Raw genomic sequence first — 17,209 nt, forward strand, 5'->3', positions numbered from 1 at the left:
GCCGGTGCTCCGGCGGATCAATCAACGGACATACCCCAGGTGGGGTTGGCGATCATCACCGGCTCGGCAAACTGGGGGCTTGCCTTCCCGGAAGATGTCGAATTCGCGGGTGTGCGCACCTTGCGGCGGGACATGAGTTTTGAAACGCCTTTCGGTCGCAGCGACAACTGGAAGCTTCTCGAGTTCGATGCCTCGATTTCCGCCGAAGGCAAAACCAAGCGTGCTTTGTGCATGTACTCGCACGGCAATCCCCGCGACCATGTAGACCATTCCTGCCATCGCCGCGCGTTCTGGGTGTTGATGAGCGCGGGGGTAAGGCAAGTCCTGTCGTGTTCGACCATCGGCGCCGTCAACAAGGCGATCAAGCCCGGCGACATGGTGGTGAACGCCGATATCATCGAACTGACGCAGACCCCGTTTTCGCTGCTGCCTGGCCGCCAGAGCTTCGACTGCTCGGGCAAGCAGATTGTATGTCCAAGATGTGCGGCGATTCTGGCCGAAACTGCCCGGCGCCATTGGCCAGCCGAATGCCGCGTTCATGGCATCGAGCAGCAGTTGGTCGCTGGCCACTGTTACGGTCCGCGGCTGACCACCCCGGCCGAAGCCTTGGCGTTTCGAAACCTGGGGGCGGATGTGCTCAACCATTCGATCGCCCCTGAGGCCACCTTGTCGCGCGAGATAGGCGCGTGTTTCGTGCCTCTTGCGTTCGTGACCGCAGGTTTCAACGACTATATGGACCGCAGTCGGCAGGAATTGCTGCAGGAGCATGTGTTGCCGAGCCTCTCTATGACAGCCTCGCGCGTCGCGCTGGAGACTGCCGCACGACTTCCGGCAAATCCGGAATGCTCTTGCCAGGGTTTAAAGTCGCCTCAACCGGCAGAGCGTTCTACCCGGTTCTGAACGAGCGATGGAGTCAGGATGCTCGAATGCCCGGACTTGCCAAGATAGCTTCAGTGTCACAATTGACTCTGCCCCCGGCGGCAGTCGGCTCAAACCACCCATCAGCCGCTCGGCGGTTCACAACTACTCTGCCGAAATCGCGACGATCGCTTCCACCTCGAAAAGCATGCCGTCGAGGGCCAAGCGTGGAACCGGGATCAACGTAGCCGTCGGCATCATGCCGGGACCATAGGCACGTGCGAACTCCTCGCCAAGAATGTGAAGCTTCTTTTCATCGTGATCGACGACCAGCATCGTTTGTTTGACGACGCCCTGCAGATTCGCACCAACTGCGGCCGCAGCGACCGCAAGATTATCGAGGGCTTGCCGTACCTGAAGACGGAAGTCAGGCGAAAGTGACCCGTCCGGCGTTTCACCGCCTTGCCCAGCTATAAATGCGATGCGGGCGCCCATGCCGAGCCGGGCAATATGCGAATAGCCATTGGCCGACGGGTCATAGAGGCCGGCAGGATTGATAAATTCAAATGCTCGAGTCTGTTGCGCCTTTGCGTTTGCCAATGGTTTCTCTCCCTTCTGCTGGGTTTGTGGTCGATTCAGTCGTAGCCGCTACGCAAGCGAAGGTGACCCCGTCGAGCTGCTGCAGTATTGCGCTACAGCTCGACGAAATCCTCGCGTACTTACATCGCCGGGCGATAATACGCGGAGCTCTGCGGTCAGCTTACTGGGTGCAGAAAGCGGGCAACGCCGGGCGACAACACCGCGGTTGCACTACCCCATGAAGGTCTTCGCCCCTGCGGCTACGCGTTTGTCGTCAGGGTTGATATCTGATCGGTGTCGTACCGGTTCCGCAGCTCGGCAAGCGCCTCCGGATCCGGAGAGCCGTGCGCGGCCACCTTCGCAAGCTCCTCGAAATAGTGCTCGTGCCCGGGCGGAGAAACAGTCATCAGCACGCGCGCCGGCTTGTCGCCGATATTGGTGATGTTGTGCTGCACGCCTGGTGGAATGAACAGGTAGGTACCCGGCGTGGCGCGGATCGTCTTTTCGCCGACGTGCCAGACACATTCGCCCTCAAGCAGGTAGAAGGTTTCCTCCTGCACGCGATGAACATGAAGGCCGGTGGCGAACCGTGGCGGGATCGTCCAGTCGAACATGCTCGTGTGCTTCGTGTTCTCCCCGGTGACAAGAAACGCCAGCGGATGGCCACGCAACATGACCCCTTTATTCTCACCTGGCATGCGAATGACGGGAGCGGCGCTCATCTGATCCTCCATTGGCTCGGTGCTGTTCGGCAAGCACCCGGTCAAGATGCGCCCGCCATTTCGACAAGTCGTGAAGCCGCTCCGAAATGATTGCGAAAAATTCGCAAACGGTATCTCCTTCGGGGATGGCAAGAAGCCTCGCCTTTGGCCCATTTCGCCTGGACGCCGGTGCCGGGATTCTGTTCCACGGCGTCGAGCCGACGCCGCTCGGTCAGCGGGCAGTTACACTGCTTGCGCTGCTTGTGGAGCGGACGGGCGTGCTGGTTTCGAAAGAGGCGCTGATCGAAACGGCATGGCCCGGGCAAGCCATCGAGGACAGCAACCTGACGGTCCAGATTGCGGCGGTGCGCCGGGTGATCGAGAACCTGGCCGGCGGCGCGGGCTGGATAGAGACGCGGCCGCGACGCGGCTATCGCTATGTCGGACCGGCAGTCTCGGTTGATGACCTCAATCCGGCAGCCGAGATCCTCGTCAGGCCAACGCCGACCCTGCCCGGCAAGGCGTCGATCGCGGTTTTGCCGTTCTCGAATCTGAGCGGCGATCCTGACCAGGATTATTTTGCCGACGGCATCGTCGACGATATCATCACTGGGCTAGCGCGCATCAACTGGCTGCTCGTCATCGCGCGCAACTCGACCTTCACCTACAAGGGTCGCGCGGTGGACATTAAGCAGATCGGGCGCGAGCTTGGCGTGCGCTATGTGCTCGAAGGCAGCGTGCGAAGGGCCGGCGGCAGCGTGCGCGTGACCGGGCAGATGATCGATGCATCGACCGGCGCACACATATGGGCCGAGCGGTATGATCGCAGCTCCGCCGATATCTTTGCGCTGCAGGATGAAATTGCCCTATCGGCTGTCGGCGCAATCGCGCCGAGCTTGCGGCGCGCAGAAATCGACAGGGTGAAGCGCAAGCGGCCCGACAGTCTCGATGCCTACGATCTGGTGCTGCGGGCGCAACTCGACGTGGATTCCGGCATGCCGGAGCGGGTTAAGAAAGCGCTCGTGCTACTCGAACGTGCCATCGAGCTCGATCCGGCCTATGCTCTGGCGCATGGCAACGCTGCGATGTGCCACCATTGCCTCTTTCTCCGCGCCGGCTTGCAGGAAGCCGACCGCGCCGCTTCGATACGATATGCGCGCTCAGCCATCCTTCATGGACAGGACGATGCCACCGCGCTGACCCTTGCGGGGTTCTCCGTGGGCATGGATGGACATGACCGCAAGGCTGCCTTCACCGCCTTGGAGGCTGCGCTCGCCATCAGCCCGTCGTCCGCCCTGACCTACATTTTGGGAAGCGTCATTCTCGGCTGGGCCGGTGAAGCGGAGCGGGCCATCGAGTGGAGCGAGCGGGGGATGCGGCTCAGCCCATTCGATCCATGGGCTTTTGCCGCATTCGACGCGCAGGCGATGAGTCATTTGCTGCGCGGCCGCTACGATGAAGCCTGCCGCACCGCCTACAAGTCCGTTCATTCCAATCCCGCGCACAGCATCACTTATGTGCAATTGGCAGCCGCCCTGGCCAAGCTCGGCCGGCTGGAAGAAGCAAGGGCGGCCGCTGCGCGGGTCCGCGAGTTGCATCCGACGTTCCGCTATGGGCGGCAGTTCGCAGCCGTCAACTGCGACCCTGCACTCGCGCAATGCCTCGGTGAGGCACTAAATGCTGCCGGCTTGCCGGAGTAACGCATAAGCCATGTCCGCCCCATATTCACCGGCCCAAGCCGGCTTTTGCCATCGTCCCGTATTGCAGTCAGTTTCTTCCTAGGGGCCGGGACGGGGCGAGCGCAAGGTTGAAGGTCGTCGGCAGACGCGGATGGGTGTTGATGATCGAGGCTGTCGTATCCTGGTCGGCCGACAAGATGACAACCATTCGCGCTTGGCGCCTGGGGAAGACGAGCCGTCCGGTTACCAAGAAGATGAAGGCGAGACCGCATATCACCAAGATCGCGGCGAAGGTATTTGCAATTATCTCGCCAAGTTGCATCGTACCGCTCTCACAAGTGATCCCTGCCGTTCGGGTGAACACGGCTTCTCATGATACCCTTGAACAAGGAATTTTATTCCGCAGTCACAGTGCCAATGAGGCCTACCTGCCCTTCAAAAAAGAATTTCGCTGTCGCCTGGAATAGTTTTCGGCTGATCTTAGTAAATGGTGGAAGGAGGGTGAGCCCGACCTGGAAGCGTTTCGAGGGCCATGTCGGAACACAGGGAGCGGCGCAGGCAACTGAGGATGCATGGCTCTCAGTTCTTGCAGTCGGGAGGAGCACGCTCCCAATCGGCCCAGCGGTTGCCTGTCCCTAACCGCTGGGCCGCTTCTCTTGCCGCTTTGACGCGAGAGGGTTGAGCGGGTGTGGCTTAGGGAGCAGAAACAGCTTTGGTGATATGAAGAATTTGGACGTCATACCGCACTTGGAAGATCTCTGGCGCTACGGCCGGGTGTTGACCGGCAACGATTCCGAGGCAGATGATTTGGTTCAGGAATCTCTTGTCCGAGCGCTCTCTTTGGCTCGCACTTACGACAGTTCTCGTCCATTGCTGCCATGGCTCATTACGATCGTTCGAAACACCTTTCTCACACATGCCAGTCGAGTTCATTCCCTCAGGCAGCGCATGGCTTCATTTGCCGATCTGTGCGATTCCGCCTTGCCGCCTTCGCAGGAACATTCGGCTGAACTCGCCAATGTCGGACGGGCTCTTGCACGAATGCCGACCGATCAGGCCGAAATACTCCATCTGGTTGGGGTGCTGGGCTTCACTTATGCGGAAGCAGCCGAGATCCTGGGAGTGCCTATAGGAACGGTGATGTCCCGCCTGAGCCGGGCTCGCGCCGCTTTGAAGCACAATATGGAAAACACGGATGACGGGGCTTCCGGTCATTTGAAGCTCGTGGGAGGGCGCGATGTGGCCCACTGATAGCATTTCCGAAGAGGATATCGGCCGCCTGCTGGACGGTGAGTTATCGCAGTCGCAGAGATCCGACCTGCAAGCCCGACTTGCACGGGAACCTGAACTGGCGGCAGAGGTTTTCGCTCACGCACAGCGCATGGAAGCGTTGCGCGACTCTCAGCCACGGCGGTTGTTTCCGCCCGGCGCGAGCGTGGATAAGGCGAAGCAATTGGAAGGGGCGTTTCGCCGCAGGAAAATCCTTGCGCTGCTCAGACTTCAAGTCGCCGCTGTAGCGCTGGTGGCTATCGGGTGGTCGGCCAACTCGTTGACCGTGCCGCTTCGCCAGGGAGGCAAGACGGCCGACGCAACCTTCATCCTGGCCGCTCGGGACGCCTTGCGGGTCGCGCAACTCAATGCCGGGCCAGAGAGGGGTGTCGAGCCGAAGCAGGACAAGATCGAGCGGCTGGTTGGCGCCGTCAACGTCAGCATGCCGACGCTTCCGTCGGTTTGGGTGGTCAAAGATGTCCAGGTGCAGCCATGGAACGGCAAGCAAAGCCTGGTCGTGACTGCCGACACGCCAAGCGTCGGCCGCATCACGCTTGTCGCCGCCCCGATGAACGGCGAGGATGCGGTGCCGCCGACCACGGCTACGGACGGTCGGGTGCCAACAGTGTACTGGCAATCGGGAGGCACGGCCTACGCCTTGATGGGCTCCGCCGCGCCGGACCGGCTCGAGGTGGAAGCAAAGCAGATCGAAGTCGCCACGCGGAGGAATGTCGCTCCCAAGACAAGAGGTTGATCATGGGTCCAATGGCCCGGAAGAAGAATCAGACGGGCGCAATATTAGAGTAAAAGATTTTTCCGTACTGGAGCGCCACTGGCACTGGTCTAGCGCTTCACCGCCGGCCGCGAGCCGTTTGGGAGATTTACACGATGAACATGTTGCCTTTTGAGAGGAGATATTATCCTTCCTCATGCCCAATCTGCGCTGGAACGGCTTTGGAGGCTGAAATCACGCTCCGCAAGGCAGAGTTTCAGTGTGCGTCTTGCGGTGCGTTCGAAATCACCTCGGCAGCGCGCGCCGCCATGAAGGGGCTCTCTCAGGAGAATCGCGGGGTTTGGCTATCGCAGGCGCGGCAACAAGGTCCAACGATACCGCTCGTTGCATGCGCAAACGAATCCATGTCGGATTCAAATGGCCCTGTGGTCTAGGAAGTGCGACCGCGCGGGCACTTCCTCACGGCCCGGCATCAGGCTGGGGTGATGCCGGGCCGTTACGCTGGAATGCCTCCCGTCTTTGTTCAACCGAGGAGAGGTAGTCGCTTTGAAGGCAGCCAACGAGAAGCGCAGATTGAAGGACTACGAAGAAATTGGCTTAATCGGTTATCCCTGCGATGGGGAATACATCGCGGTGGTGGATGACAACAAATGTCAAGGTTGGCTGCTTGGAGGCGAGTTGTGTGGGCTGAATGGAGCGGCTCTCGTTGATCAGGCCGCTGCTTTACCGAGATATTATCCGCAGGGCTGCCGCTTGGTCCTGGCCACGGTAAGGGACGATTGGATCGTCGCTATTCGGGACTACGTCCCGCAGGCAAACGAACTGCCCGAGTTGCCGTCATGACGGCCAGATCGGAAGAGCGCCCTGGGAATGACCTTGATGAGGTGCGGCTTGCCGATATCCGCGCCGCGACCATGTTGCGGGAATCGGCACCAGTGTCGTTCGACCCAAGCATCGAGATCGCGCTGGCCGAAGCCGCTGCTGAAATGAAGGTCGCGAGATCGGACGTCATTCGGCTTGTCCTTCAGGAATGGCTGGCAATCCGCCAAAAGGCGCTTCTCAAGTGACGCGAGCGCGCCATATCGTTCTAAGACGCCTGCTTGCCCAAGCAAGCTCGGGAAAGCGCCATTTTCGGATTGAGCGCTGAGTTAGGCCATGCCGCTAATACCCAAAGCTCGTTCCAGTTTGGACTTGTACGAACCGATCAACGTCCTCAAGCCGGTGGCTCCCGATGTGTGGATCGTTGATGGACCGCAGATTGAGTTCGGCTTCGGATCAATGAAGCTTCCTTTCACCACGCGGATGACAGTCCTTCGGCTCCGCAACGGCGACCTGATCCTCCATTCGCCCGTGGCCCTCACGCCCGCGCTGCGCTCCGCAATCGAAATGCTGGGGCCAGTCCGTTTTTTGGTCGCCCCGAATTCATTGCACTACTGGTGGGTGCCGGACTGGAAAGCCGCCGTAGCCAGAGCGGACGTTCTCGCGGTGCGAGGTTTGCAAAAACGGGCCAAGCGCCCGATCGAGGTTGACCGGTTGCTGGTGGGTCGGGACTCGCCGTGGCCTGGCGAGATTGAGATGCTGGTCGTACGGGGCGATGTCCTCACAGAAGCGGTTCTTTTTCATCGCGCCTCGCGAACGCTCGTCCTCACCGATCTAATCGAGAATTTTGAGCCAAAGCGGGTGCACAACTGGCTCTTTAGGCTGCTGATCAGACTCGCCGGGGTTGCCGACCCGGACGGCAAGGCGCCGATCGACATGCGGCTGAGCTTTTGTCGTCGCCGCAAGGCCTTGCAACTGGCGATTCACCAGATGCTCGCCTGGCATCCGGAACGCGTCATAGTCTCGCATGGCCGATGGTACGAGAAAGACGGGACTGCCGAACTCAGACGAGCGTTCCGCTGGGTACTGTGAGGGTGGTGGTGGAAGCTTGACGCCGGTTTGATTTGTCATTCAGGCAAAGGCAACTAGCTTTCTTGGGGATGGACAGAACGATTGAAACCGCGCTGTTCTTGGTCGTATTGGCGATCGTTGCGATCGGCTTGTCGCTATGGCTTTTTGAGCCGCCCAATTGAGCAGGAAGGTTCTAAGCAGGTGCGCGGATGACGACGCGGGCAGGGGTCTCGTGTGTGCTACGCTTTGATTGCGCCCAGGAAGCTGGGCAAGCGCGTCGCTTCCCGTCTCGGATCGGAGACACTTAAGCTCTCTCGTTGCTCGCGCCGCTGAAGAGATAGCCGGAAGCGGGGCGCCAGTTTCCGGGTGAGAATGCGATCCTAGGCGATCCCGGTGGTATTCGACACCTCTCTATTCCCAGCAATCGTCCCTTTCAGTACGTCGGCTCAAAGGTCTGAAAAACCGACGCACTGAAAAGTCAAACTGTTGGCGAACCGACCCTAATTTCTGGGCAGGATCAGCCGTTGGTAACAGGCAGTGCGACGAAGCGGTTCGAATCGTCGCGGGTGATCTGCATCAGCACCGCCTTGCGGCCGGCCTTGGTGGCATCGGCCATGGCCTTCGAGACGTCGTCGGTGGTGTTGACCTTATTCGAATTGATCGAGGTGATGACGTCGCCCGGTTGGATGCCGCGGTCCGCGGCGGTGCTGTTGGGATCGACATCGGTGACCACAAGGCCCTTGCCGTTGTCGGCCTTGGTGACAGTGAGCCCAAGTTCGGCAAGCGTGTCGGCCTTGGCGGGGGGCGCCTGCCGCTTGCCATCATTCGAGGCCTGCTTGTCGCTTGCCGGCAGTGTGCCGAGATCGACCTTGACGGTCTGAGTCTTGCCGTCGCGCCAGACCGTGACGTCGACCGACTTGCCAGGCGCATAGGCGCCAATCAAGCGGGCGAGCTCCTTCGGCGAAGCGACATCCTTGCCGTCGACCTGGGTGATGACGTCGCCAGCAGCGATGCCGGCCTTCTTGCCGGGGCCGTCGTCCTGGGCGCTCGAGACAAGCGCGCCCTTCTCGGACTTCAGGCCGAGCGACTCGGCGATGTCTTTGCTGACCGGCTGGATCTCGACGCCGAGCCAGCCGCGCTGTACCGAACCGTTCTTCATCAGGTCCTCGACAATCTGCTTGGCGGTCGAGGCCGGGATATCGAAGGCAATGCCGACGCTGCCGCCCGACGGCGAGAAGATGGCGGTGTTGATGCCGACCACCTGGCCGTTGAGGTTGAAGGTCGGGCCGCCCGAATTGCCGCGGTTGACCGGGGCGTCGATCTGGATGAAGTCGTCATAGGGGCCGGCGCCGATATCGCGGCCGCGGGCCGAGACGATGCCGGCGGTGACGGTGCCGCCGAGGCCGAACGGATTGCCGACGGCAACCACCCAGTCGCCGATGCGGACCTTGGAATCGTCAGCGAAGTCGACATAGGTGAACTTGTTGCCGCCGCCGTCGACCTTCAACACGGCGAGATCGGTGCGCGGATCGGTGCCGATCAGCTTGGCGTCGAATTCCTTGCCGTCATTGGTGACGACGCTGAAGTCCGAGCCTTCCGAGACGACGTGGTTGTTGGTGACGAGATAGCCGTCTTCGGAGATGAAGAAGCCGGAGCCCTGCGCGACCGGACGGGGTTGGCCGTTGTGGTCACGGTGACCGAAGCGGCGCATGCCGAACTCGCCGCCCTGATCGCCAAAGCCGCGGAATTCCTTGAAGAACCGACGCAGTTGCGGGTTGTCGGGCAAGTTATCGAAACCATTCTGATCGTTGGAGCCGTCGTCGGCGGTCGACTGGACCTTTGCCTTGACCTTGACGCTGACGACCGCCGGCGTGACCCGTTCGACGAGATCGGCGAAGCCCGGTAGCTGCGCTGTCTGAACGTGCACGGCATCGGCCAGAACGGGCCTTGTGCTGGTGGCATAGGCCCCGACGCCGATCACCCCGGCAACAGTCAGGGACGCAGCGGCAGCCATCAGACGTTTGTGCGTACTGGAAGCCATACTGGGGAAATTTTTCATGATTTCGTATCCTCTTTGCAAGAATCTCGCCCTGATGGGCATCGTACCGAAAAGAATAGAGAGGCGCACATTACGACGTCATTTCCATTGTATGAACAGTTTGTAACGTTGGCGAATAATCCATCCGGGCACTGCCCTTGAGATGATCTCGTACTGACGATTGCCGTGAAGGTCGGAAGCTTCCATTCCTGACTAGACAAATAGTCAGCTACTTCCTATGCTCAAATCTGAACAGTACCAGAAGTGCTGCGATCATGCCGTGGCCGTGTCGGACTCCAGACCGGCGTGCTGTCAACGGGCGCTACATCTTGGCAGCGACCCTCCGCTTGAAGCCATCCAGGATCTGCTCGGCCAAATGTGAGTAGTTGCCGTCAAAGTGGTGGCCGCCGGGTGTCTTGATCACCTCAACACCTCGCTGGGAGAGCGCATGACAAAATGTGTCAGACTCCTCGTCCCCATAAAAGCATTGGATCAAATCCGGTGGCACCTGCTGGATCGCCGGCGCGACTGGGATAGCCTCTGAGCTGGGAGCAGCGCCAAGCCATCCTGCGACTTGAATCTCCCAATCGGCTGTATTCGCGAACCCCAGTAGGGAGATTTGCGCTATATGTGCTTTCACGTTGGTGGCGAGGTGGTTGTAGGCGAACGGGAGTACACCTGCCCCAAAGGAGTAGCCGACCAAGGCCACGTGTTGGGTGTGCCATTTTTCACGGTATGTCTGGATCACCGCGGTCAGGTCCGCCGCGGTCTGTTCGGGCGTTTTTTTCTTCCAAAAATACCGGACGCTGTCCCAACCGACTACGGACACCCCACGCGATTGCAGCTCTTCGGCGATTGTCTTGTCGAGGTCGCGCCAGCCGCCGTCGCCTGACAGAACGATGGCCATCAGCCCAGTTGGATGTGACGCCGGCAGCTCGATCAAGGGAAGCGCCGAGACACCATTGACGCCGCCCGTGTCGAGATGTGGCGCTACAAGCGAGGGGAGGGCGCTGGCCGGGGTGCCGGGGACAGACTGAATGCTCATCGCCGCACCGGCGCTTTGGAGCGAAGTAAAATGAACGCGTGCGTCTTGCGGTTCTCCTGCCGTGAAGCCAAGGCTCCAAAATCCCTGCAAGGCCTGGGACGGCCCGTACGCGAAACCACCTTTCTCCGGAAACGAGGGCGCCCCCGCGCAAAGCGGGCGCTCGCTGGGAAGAACCACGCTCGGATCTACCGAGACAGCCCCAGCCAGCGTGTTGACGGGAGCTTGCGCCAGAATGGCCCGCGCAAGCGTACCGCCGGCACCGACACCAGCCAGAATGGGAAAATGGTACTGCAGGCCACTGTGCTCACGCTGCAGCCGGCGGCTAAGGACCTCCACATCGCCCACGAGGTTATGGCAGGGCTCCTTTTCTTCCGACAGCTTGGCCAGATAGGTTTTGGTGTCCACGCCGACCGCAAGCGCCCCCTGCCGTCCGAGTGCCGCGAGCGTCGCCTGGTTCGCGTCGCTCCATCCGTTCTCATCAGAGAACAAGACGACGTATCCCTGGATCTGGCCGTCCGGCACCAAAAGGTGGACATCCCCGTAGCGGCCGCCCTCGATCGCCAGTGATGGTGTCGGCGCCAGGATTGCGAATGCTGCTGCCAGCAGAAAGGCCAGACTATTCATTCTGCGTTCGTGCTCCTGCGCCCCTGAACCTGCCACTAATCAAAGCCGTAGCATCCGCCAGGATGACAAATGGGCTCAACGTGCCCGAGGCAGCCAAGTAGCGCGGCTCCCACACCGGATTGAACTTGTTTTTGAAAACTCTGAGGCCCTGGAAATTGTAAAGGCGCGTGCCATATCGCCAGATCATTTCACCCAACCTGTGCCATCGCGACGATAGCGGAGCCGCCAGCACGCCGCTCAGCGGAGCCATGCCGAGGCTCAAACTGCGATAGCGTATGTCCTTGAGTTCGAGGATCAGCTTCGTGAACAGGAATTCCATGGCGTAAGGCGATGCCATGGCAGTGTGCCGCATCAGGCCAACCGACGCTTCCTGGAAGGTTCCAGTCGTCATGACGGTTGCGAAGGCGACGGGAACATCGCCTTGGCGAGCGAGGGCGACCCACTGAGAGCCCAGATAGGCCGGCTCGAACGCAGCGATCGAGAATCCTTTTTCCCTGGTCCTGCGCGAACGCAGCCACTCGACCGAAACGTCGGTCAGAGCATCCATGACCCTGGCAGTCTGGTGAGGCGGCACCAGGTCGAACGTCAATCCTTCACGCTCGCCTCGCTTAAGCGCATAGCGAAGGTGGGCACTCGCTCCACCTCTCAGTTCGAAGGCAGCCAGTTGCACGCATGCCTCCTCGCCAAGCTTCATCACCGAAAGGCCCGCATCCAGGTAGAACGGCAGGTTTTCGGGGCGGATCTGGTAGAATGCGGCGCGGCCACCGTGACTGGCGGCCAATGCGACGAACCCCTTGATGAGCTCCGGCCATTCCTTGACTGGACCTACGGGATCGAAGAGCGCAATCCAGCTACGGCCGCGCTTTCCATACATTATGAAAGCGTCTCCCGTTTGCGAGAACATCAGGCTCTTGTCACCCATGAGGGCTAGCATTGCCTGGCTCCTGTCCTGCGCACGAATGATCCGCGAGGCCTGCCCGAGCACCATTGGGTTCGGACGCGTCGCAAGGCCTTTTGGTGGGCGAAGCAACTGCCAAAGGCCGATTGCGACGGCAAGAACCGCCGCGCCAAGCAAGGCACGCAGCGCCCTGGGAGCTTGCGCGTCGAACTCGAATTGCCACCACAGATCGCGTGCTGTGTAGTCGGCATTCCGGAACGCAACAAAGAAGATCGCGCTCGTTGCGATGACTATCAGACCGGCGGCGGCGATCCATCCCAGGGTAAAGGGGTGGTCCAGCATTGACGCTGGCCGGTCGAATTGGCGTTTGGTGGCGAGCAGGAGGCAGATCACAATAGCGAGGAATCCAGCCTCGCCATAGGCAAGTCCCTTGGCCAAAGACAAGCCGAGGCTCGCTGTGGCCATCAATAGCGCAAGCCACCAGGCGCCGTCACGTCGCTCGAACAATCCGCGTGCGACAAAAAGAAATACGACGCCCAACAGGCTGCCCATGAAATGAGAGGTTTCCACCACCCAAAGAGGCAGTTGCATCGAGAGGATGGCCAGCCTGTGTCCGAAAGTCGGCGTCGCCCCGGACACGAGAAGCATCACTCCGGTCGCAAACGCGATGACACCCATGAAGCGCGGTGTCAGGCGTGCTGCTGCCTCGATGAGAGGATCGCCTGCGGTAGGGTTCCTCGTTCCAATAGCAAGCCGAGCTTCGAATATTGCGAGCAGAGCCGCGGAAAGCACCACCGGCATCGCAAAATATATCCCCCGATACGCCAGCAGCGCGGCCGCGATCTGGTCTACGGAAGCATGTCCCGCAAAAGCCCAGAAAACAGCTGCCTCAAATATCCCAATGCCGCCTGGTAAGCTGCTGACAACGCCCAAAGCGGTAGCGGCAGAGAAAATCGCGGCAAAGCTAAGGAAGTCGATTGAAGCCCCCGGTAGCAGCATCCACAGTGCGGTCGCGGCTGCGAAGAGCCGGACACCCGTCAGCCCAAGCTGCATGCCGGCGATCGCTTTGCTCGGTGGGGCAAGACAAAAGCCGCCGATGCGGACGGGGCCGCGCAAGCCAAACAACAGCAGTATGATCGACCCAGCGAGCGCGCCCCCTGCCACGACCTGCAAAAAGGTTGTCGGCCACTCCAGAAGATGGGAGACCGGCACCGCTTCGATCAGGGTCGTCAAGCCTCCGAAGCCGGCAAGGCCGAGACCGAACCCGCCCGCGACGAACAAAAGGAGGCGGGCAATGTCATCGGACCGAATCCCGGCGGCACGGTAGATGCGGTATCGGACAGCCGCGCCCGTGAGAGTGCCAAACCCGACAGCGTTGCCGAGAGCGGTACCGCAAAAACCGGCCACCACGGGCGCTAGGCGGGGCGTGCGAGCGCCGACGTAATACACCGCACAGATGTCGCGCCCGATGACGGCCGCGAAGCTTACCGCTGTTGCAAGGATCGACCCGCCAATCGCAGCCGCAGGGAAATGACTGAGGGTGTGCACGAGGGCATGATAATCGATGCCCTGGATCGTGCTGCCGAATGCCAGAACAAGAAGGCTCAACGCTGCAAAAATGATTGCGGAAAGCGCGAGGCGGCGTGCCTTGGCACCTGATTGAACCCCCAGTCGCGGGATATCCAACTGCACCGCGCGGGGGGCGGAGTTCTCTTGCGCGATGCTCGCACGTCCGACATCTGTTTGGGCGGCAAGCGACACCGCTTACGCCCTTATTTCTTGTCGCTGGAACGAAACGTAGGCGATGGTGAACAGCACTAGAAGCGCGGCGATCATGCCGGCGAGCTGCGGCCAGATCAGCGCCACGCTCAACGAGAATGGCAGGGGTGCTCCCATCAGTGCCCCGCTCAACTGGTCGGTGAACAGCAGGCCGAGCGAGCGCGTTGCCGGGTTGAGCAAGGCAAGCGTGGCTTCCCCGTAGAGCGTGTTGGGCGAGATGCGGGCGATGGCCTGCTGAATGTCGATTTGATGAACCGCGGTCATCGGATCGAGAGGGTCGATCGGCGCGACGGCGCCGGCGATCAGCGGCGCCAGCATCGGCCAGAACACGGTGAACAGCAGCCATGCGGTGAGCGCGCAGAGCGCCGACGTCGCCGGCGATTTGACGATGGTGGAGAAAGCCATCGCTACCGCCAGCCAAACGCCGGCATAGACGAAGGAAGCAAACAGGAAGGCAAGGCCGCGGGCGATCTCCTCCCCGCTGGGTGGCAGCCCCAGCAGGAGCATGCCAAGGCCGGTGACCAGCAGCCACAGAGCCAGCAGGCAGATGGCGATGACCAGAAGCCCGCCCAGGAATTTGCCGGTGAGAAGCGCGTCGCGGTAGATCGGCTGCGACAGGATGCGCGACAGCGTGCGGCGATTGTATTCGCCGTTGATGGCGTCGAAACCCAGCGCTATCGCTACCAGAGGGATCAGGAAGCCGAGGAAGAAGACGAAGGAAGGCAGGGGTTGCTGCGCGGTGGTGAACAGCCGCAGGAACAGGAACTGATCTTCACCGATTGTGGCCTTGATCTGGCCGATCGCGGCATAGACCGATCCGATTGCCGTAAGCAGCACCAGAACCATCACCAAGTGGATGCGGATGCTGTTCATGTGATCGGCGGCTTCCTTGAGCGCGATCGTCGACAGGCCGGCAAATGGCGATCCTTCACGCCGCGACATCATGGTTGTCTCCTTCGAAAAAGCGGACATAGACCTCGTCAAGGGTGGCCTGACGGATGGTCATTGAATGAAGCGCGCCGCCGGCGTCTACGATGCGCCGGGCAATGTCGGCCCTGACGTCCGCGTCGGCATCGATGCGCCAGCGTCCCGTACCCAGCGGGGCCAGGCCGGATATGTGTGGCGCGCCGGCGAGCACCTTTGGCAGATCGGCCCTTTCAGCCTCGACCTCAACCATATGTGAGCCGCCGAGGACGTTGGCAGTGAGATCTTCGACCCGTCCGATGAGCCCGATGCGGCCTTTGCGGAAAAGCGCTACCCGGCCGCAGATCGTTTGCATCATCGCAAGCTGATGGGAGGAAAGCACGAACGTCACGCCCTCGGCCGCCAACTCACGGATCAGCTCCAAAAGTTCCTGCGTCGATTGCGGGTCAAGACCCGAAGTCGGTTCGTCAAGGATGGCGATTTTGGCTTGCTTGACCAGCACCTCGGCCAGTCCGAGCCGCTGGCGCATGCCGTGCGAGAAGGTGGCGACGTGGCGATGGGTGACGTCGGCGAGCCGCACCCGCGCCAAAGCGTCAATGATGCGCGTGTCGGCCTCTTTCGATATCAGGCCTGCAAGCCTTGACGTGTAGGCGAGATTTTCCCATGCAGTCAGATGATCGTAGAAGCCGATCTGGTCGGGGAGGTATCCGACCTGCCGTTTGACGGTCAGCGGCTGGCGCAGCGGATCGAGTCCGAGAACACGGATCGAGCCCGCAGTCGGCTCAGTGAGGCCGAGAAGCAAGAGGATCGTGGTGGTCTTCCCCGAGCCATTAGGGCCGAGCAAACCGAATACCTCGCCCTTCTCGACAGTGAGATCGATGCCGTCGACCGCCGGAAATCGACCGTAACGCTTGACGAGGCCGCGCGCTTCGATAACCGGGCTCATCGCCGTCCATACCGAGTCACGGCGAAGGCGAGCATCAATGCAGAGGCGCCGATGACGCCGAGGCCGGTCACTCCCCAAAGCGTGGATGTGCGCACGGTCACCCGGAAATTGGCGCTATCGGATGCGCCCTCGCCATTGGCACGGACCGAGACCATGTAGTCGCCGGCGATCGCCTGGGTCGAAGGTGTCATCGAGACGCCGACATCGGATGTTCCGCCTGGTGCGATCTCGTCGACCTTCTCGGGATGGAAGGTGACCTTCCAGCCGGATGGTGGGCTCGCCGAAAGCTTCAGATCGCGGGCCGGTGCCGACCCGCTGTTGGACAGCGTGAATGTGAAGGTGCGTTCCCGACCCGCCGTGGCATCGCCGGAAAGCCGGCCCTGGGGACCTGAAAGAGAAACGGATGGCCTGCCGGTAATGTCGAGCAGCAGTTTTGTGTCGGCGCTGGCGGTACCGCCGCTGGCTGCGACCGCCACTGGATATTGACCAGCCTGGGCGTTGTCCGGCGGCTGGACGCTGACCGAGAGCGTTTTCGATTCCCCCGCTTTCAGCGGCAGGCTGGTCAGTTCCTGAGACCCGTAACCCTGCTTGAAGGTCACCTGGAAGCCGGGCGGCGCCTTCGAAAGCAGGTTGACCGTCGAATCTTCCTGGCCATCGTTCTTGATGTCGACTTGGAAGTCGAAGGCGGATTTGGCGGTGCCGCGCAACGCAGGGAGCTTGGGTTCCAGCGTCAACTTCGCCGGCTCGGTCTTGGCAAGCGTCACCACCATCGGCAATTTGAGAGCTTCCGTGCCGGCCTTCCCGGACACGGCAAAGTTTATCCCCTTGCCGACATCACCTGTCGGCGGCGTCAACTTCAGTGTCAGACCGACCGTACCATCGGATCCGGCGATTGCCGCGGTAACGGGTTTGCCGCCGCCGTCGATCTCCCACTTCCAGCCGTCGGGCAAGCCATCGACGCCGAGCTCGACACGTTGCGGCGGCAGTCCGCGGTTAGCCAGACTTAGGGGCACGCTGACATTCTTGCCGGCCTGGGCCGAGAATTCAGGATAAGGCGTGGTTAGCCACAAGCCGGTCGGCGATTGGCTCGCGGCACTCGCCGCGGTTTGCGCGTGTGCCTGAGGTGCAGCTGAAACGAGGCCGACCGCCAATATGGCTGTTGCGACACAGGTTGTTGGGTTTGAAAAGGGCGCGCGAATACCCGCAGGATTCATGGATTCCTCCCGCTCACAAATTGAAAATTATC

General features: G+C 61.0%; 16 protein-coding genes. 8 read left to right on the forward strand and 8 right to left on the reverse strand.

The window, feature by feature from the left end; genetic code table 11:
• Window positions 1-39 precede the first annotated feature (39 nt).
• Window positions 40-900: a 5'-methylthioadenosine phosphorylase gene (locus YU3_RS0119155; RefSeq protein WP_245273562.1), complete on the forward strand. Its 861-nt coding sequence runs from the start codon at window positions 40-42 to the stop codon at window positions 898-900.
• Window positions 901-1,023: 123 nt separating this feature from the next.
• Here YU3_RS0119155 and YU3_RS0119160 read toward each other — a convergent pair whose 3' ends face one another.
• Both YU3_RS0119160 and YU3_RS0119165 read right to left on the reverse strand, forming a co-directional pair.
• Entirely contained in the window at window positions 1,024-1,458 is a 435-nt protein-coding gene (locus tag YU3_RS0119160; protein WP_036258909.1) for a RidA family protein, read from the reverse strand.
• Window positions 1,459-1,697: 239 nt separating this feature from the next.
• A complete protein-coding gene (locus YU3_RS0119165) occupies window positions 1,698-2,159 on the reverse strand; it encodes a cupin domain-containing protein (protein WP_027167786.1) in 462 nt (153 codons plus the stop codon).
• Window positions 2,160-2,284: 125 nt separating this feature from the next.
• Between YU3_RS0119165 and YU3_RS0119170 the strand changes: the two genes are divergently transcribed.
• The 7 genes from YU3_RS0119170 (at window position 2,285) to YU3_RS0119200 (ending at window position 7,730) form a co-directional block, all read left to right on the forward strand.
• Window positions 2,285-3,838, forward strand: a complete 1,554-nt coding sequence (locus tag YU3_RS0119170) for a winged helix-turn-helix domain-containing protein (protein WP_027167787.1) — start codon at window positions 2,285-2,287, stop codon at window positions 3,836-3,838.
• Between the two features lie 140 nt (window positions 3,839-3,978).
• Window positions 3,979-4,284 (forward strand): hypothetical protein, encoded by a 306-nt coding sequence (locus YU3_RS40665; RefSeq protein ID WP_156913518.1) that lies wholly within the window; start codon window positions 3,979-3,981, stop codon window positions 4,282-4,284.
• 253 nt (window positions 4,285-4,537) lie between these two features.
• Window positions 4,538-5,068 carry a sigma-70 family RNA polymerase sigma factor gene (locus YU3_RS0119180; protein ID WP_027167789.1) on the forward strand — a complete coding sequence of 177 codons (531 nt, stop codon included), beginning with the start codon at window positions 4,538-4,540 and terminating at the stop codon, window positions 5,066-5,068.
• 202 nt (window positions 5,069-5,270) lie between these two features.
• Window positions 5,271-5,840, forward strand: coding sequence for a hypothetical protein (locus YU3_RS0119185; protein WP_245273546.1), 570 nt, complete (start codon window positions 5,271-5,273; stop codon window positions 5,838-5,840).
• Window positions 5,841-6,365: 525 nt separating this feature from the next.
• Window positions 6,366-6,662: a hypothetical protein gene (locus YU3_RS0119190; RefSeq protein ID WP_027167791.1), complete on the forward strand. Its 297-nt coding sequence runs from the start codon at window positions 6,366-6,368 to the stop codon at window positions 6,660-6,662.
• Window positions 6,659-6,886 carry a hypothetical protein gene (locus YU3_RS36755; RefSeq protein WP_036258914.1) on the forward strand — a complete coding sequence of 76 codons (228 nt, stop codon included), beginning with the start codon at window positions 6,659-6,661 and terminating at the stop codon, window positions 6,884-6,886. The genes YU3_RS0119190 and YU3_RS36755 overlap by 4 nt, the downstream gene beginning before the upstream one ends.
• Before the next feature lie 124 nt (window positions 6,887-7,010).
• Window positions 7,011-7,730: a DUF4336 domain-containing protein gene (locus YU3_RS0119200; protein ID WP_245273547.1), complete on the forward strand. Its 720-nt coding sequence runs from the start codon at window positions 7,011-7,013 to the stop codon at window positions 7,728-7,730.
• Between the two features lie 496 nt (window positions 7,731-8,226).
• Here YU3_RS0119200 and YU3_RS0119210 read toward each other — a convergent pair whose 3' ends face one another.
• The 6 genes from YU3_RS0119210 to YU3_RS0119235 all read right to left on the reverse strand — a co-directional run bounded on the left by YU3_RS0119210 (window position 8,227) and on the right by YU3_RS0119235 (window position 17,114).
• Window positions 8,227-9,768 (reverse strand): Do family serine endopeptidase, encoded by a 1,542-nt coding sequence (locus tag YU3_RS0119210; RefSeq protein ID WP_027167793.1) that lies wholly within the window; start codon window positions 9,766-9,768, stop codon window positions 8,227-8,229.
• Window positions 9,769-10,069: 301 nt separating this feature from the next.
• Window positions 10,070-11,416, reverse strand: coding sequence for an AcvB/VirJ family lysyl-phosphatidylglycerol hydrolase (locus tag YU3_RS36760; protein WP_036258916.1), 1,347 nt, complete (start codon window positions 11,414-11,416; stop codon window positions 10,070-10,072).
• Window positions 11,409-14,075: a bifunctional lysylphosphatidylglycerol flippase/synthetase MprF gene (gene mprF, locus YU3_RS0119220; RefSeq protein ID WP_245273548.1), complete on the reverse strand. Its 2,667-nt coding sequence runs from the start codon at window positions 14,073-14,075 to the stop codon at window positions 11,409-11,411. The genes YU3_RS36760 and mprF overlap by 8 nt, the downstream gene beginning before the upstream one ends.
• Window positions 14,076-14,078: 3 nt before the next feature.
• The gene (locus tag YU3_RS0119225) at window positions 14,079-15,038 is read right to left on the reverse strand and encodes an ABC transporter permease (RefSeq protein WP_027167795.1); all 960 of its coding nucleotides are present in this window, start codon (window positions 15,036-15,038) and stop codon (window positions 14,079-14,081) included.
• Window positions 15,022-15,963: an ABC transporter ATP-binding protein gene (locus YU3_RS0119230; protein ID WP_027167796.1), complete on the reverse strand. Its 942-nt coding sequence runs from the start codon at window positions 15,961-15,963 to the stop codon at window positions 15,022-15,024. Before YU3_RS0119230 ends, YU3_RS0119225 begins: the two co-directional genes overlap by 17 nt.
• Window positions 15,960-17,114: an NEW3 domain-containing protein gene (locus YU3_RS0119235; RefSeq protein WP_245273549.1), complete on the reverse strand. Its 1,155-nt coding sequence runs from the start codon at window positions 17,112-17,114 to the stop codon at window positions 15,960-15,962. The genes YU3_RS0119230 and YU3_RS0119235 overlap by 4 nt, the downstream gene beginning before the upstream one ends.
• Window positions 17,115-17,209 lie beyond the last annotated feature (95 nt).

This window comes from Mesorhizobium sp. WSM3224 (assembly GCF_000427725.1).
Lineage (GTDB): Bacteria > Pseudomonadota > Alphaproteobacteria > Rhizobiales > Rhizobiaceae > Mesorhizobium.

Bases quoted from the DNA above. Each gene is read 5' to 3' on its own strand.
- YU3_RS0119170 (WP_027167787.1), top strand. From the start codon at position 2,285: ATGGCAAGAAGCCTCGCCTTTGGCCCATTTCGCCTGGACGCCGGTGCC.
- YU3_RS40665 (WP_156913518.1), top strand. From the start codon at position 3,979: ATGATCGAGGCTGTCGTATCCTGGTCGGCCGACAAGATGACAACCATT.
- YU3_RS0119225 (WP_027167795.1), bottom strand. From the start codon at position 15,038: ATGATGTCGCGGCGTGAAGGATCGCCATTTGCCGGCCTGTCGACGATC.
- YU3_RS0119180 (WP_027167789.1), top strand. From the start codon at position 4,538: ATGAAGAATTTGGACGTCATACCGCACTTGGAAGATCTCTGGCGCTAC.
- YU3_RS0119230 (WP_027167796.1), bottom strand. From the start codon at position 15,963: ATGAGCCCGGTTATCGAAGCGCGCGGCCTCGTCAAGCGTTACGGTCGA.
- YU3_RS0119165 (WP_027167786.1), bottom strand. From the start codon at position 2,159: ATGAGCGCCGCTCCCGTCATTCGCATGCCAGGTGAGAATAAAGGGGTC.
- YU3_RS36760 (WP_036258916.1), bottom strand. From the start codon at position 11,416: ATGAATAGTCTGGCCTTTCTGCTGGCAGCAGCATTCGCAATCCTGGCG.
- YU3_RS0119210 (WP_027167793.1), bottom strand. From the start codon at position 9,768: ATGAAAAATTTCCCCAGTATGGCTTCCAGTACGCACAAACGTCTGATG.
- YU3_RS36755 (WP_036258914.1), top strand. From the start codon at position 6,659: ATGACGGCCAGATCGGAAGAGCGCCCTGGGAATGACCTTGATGAGGTG.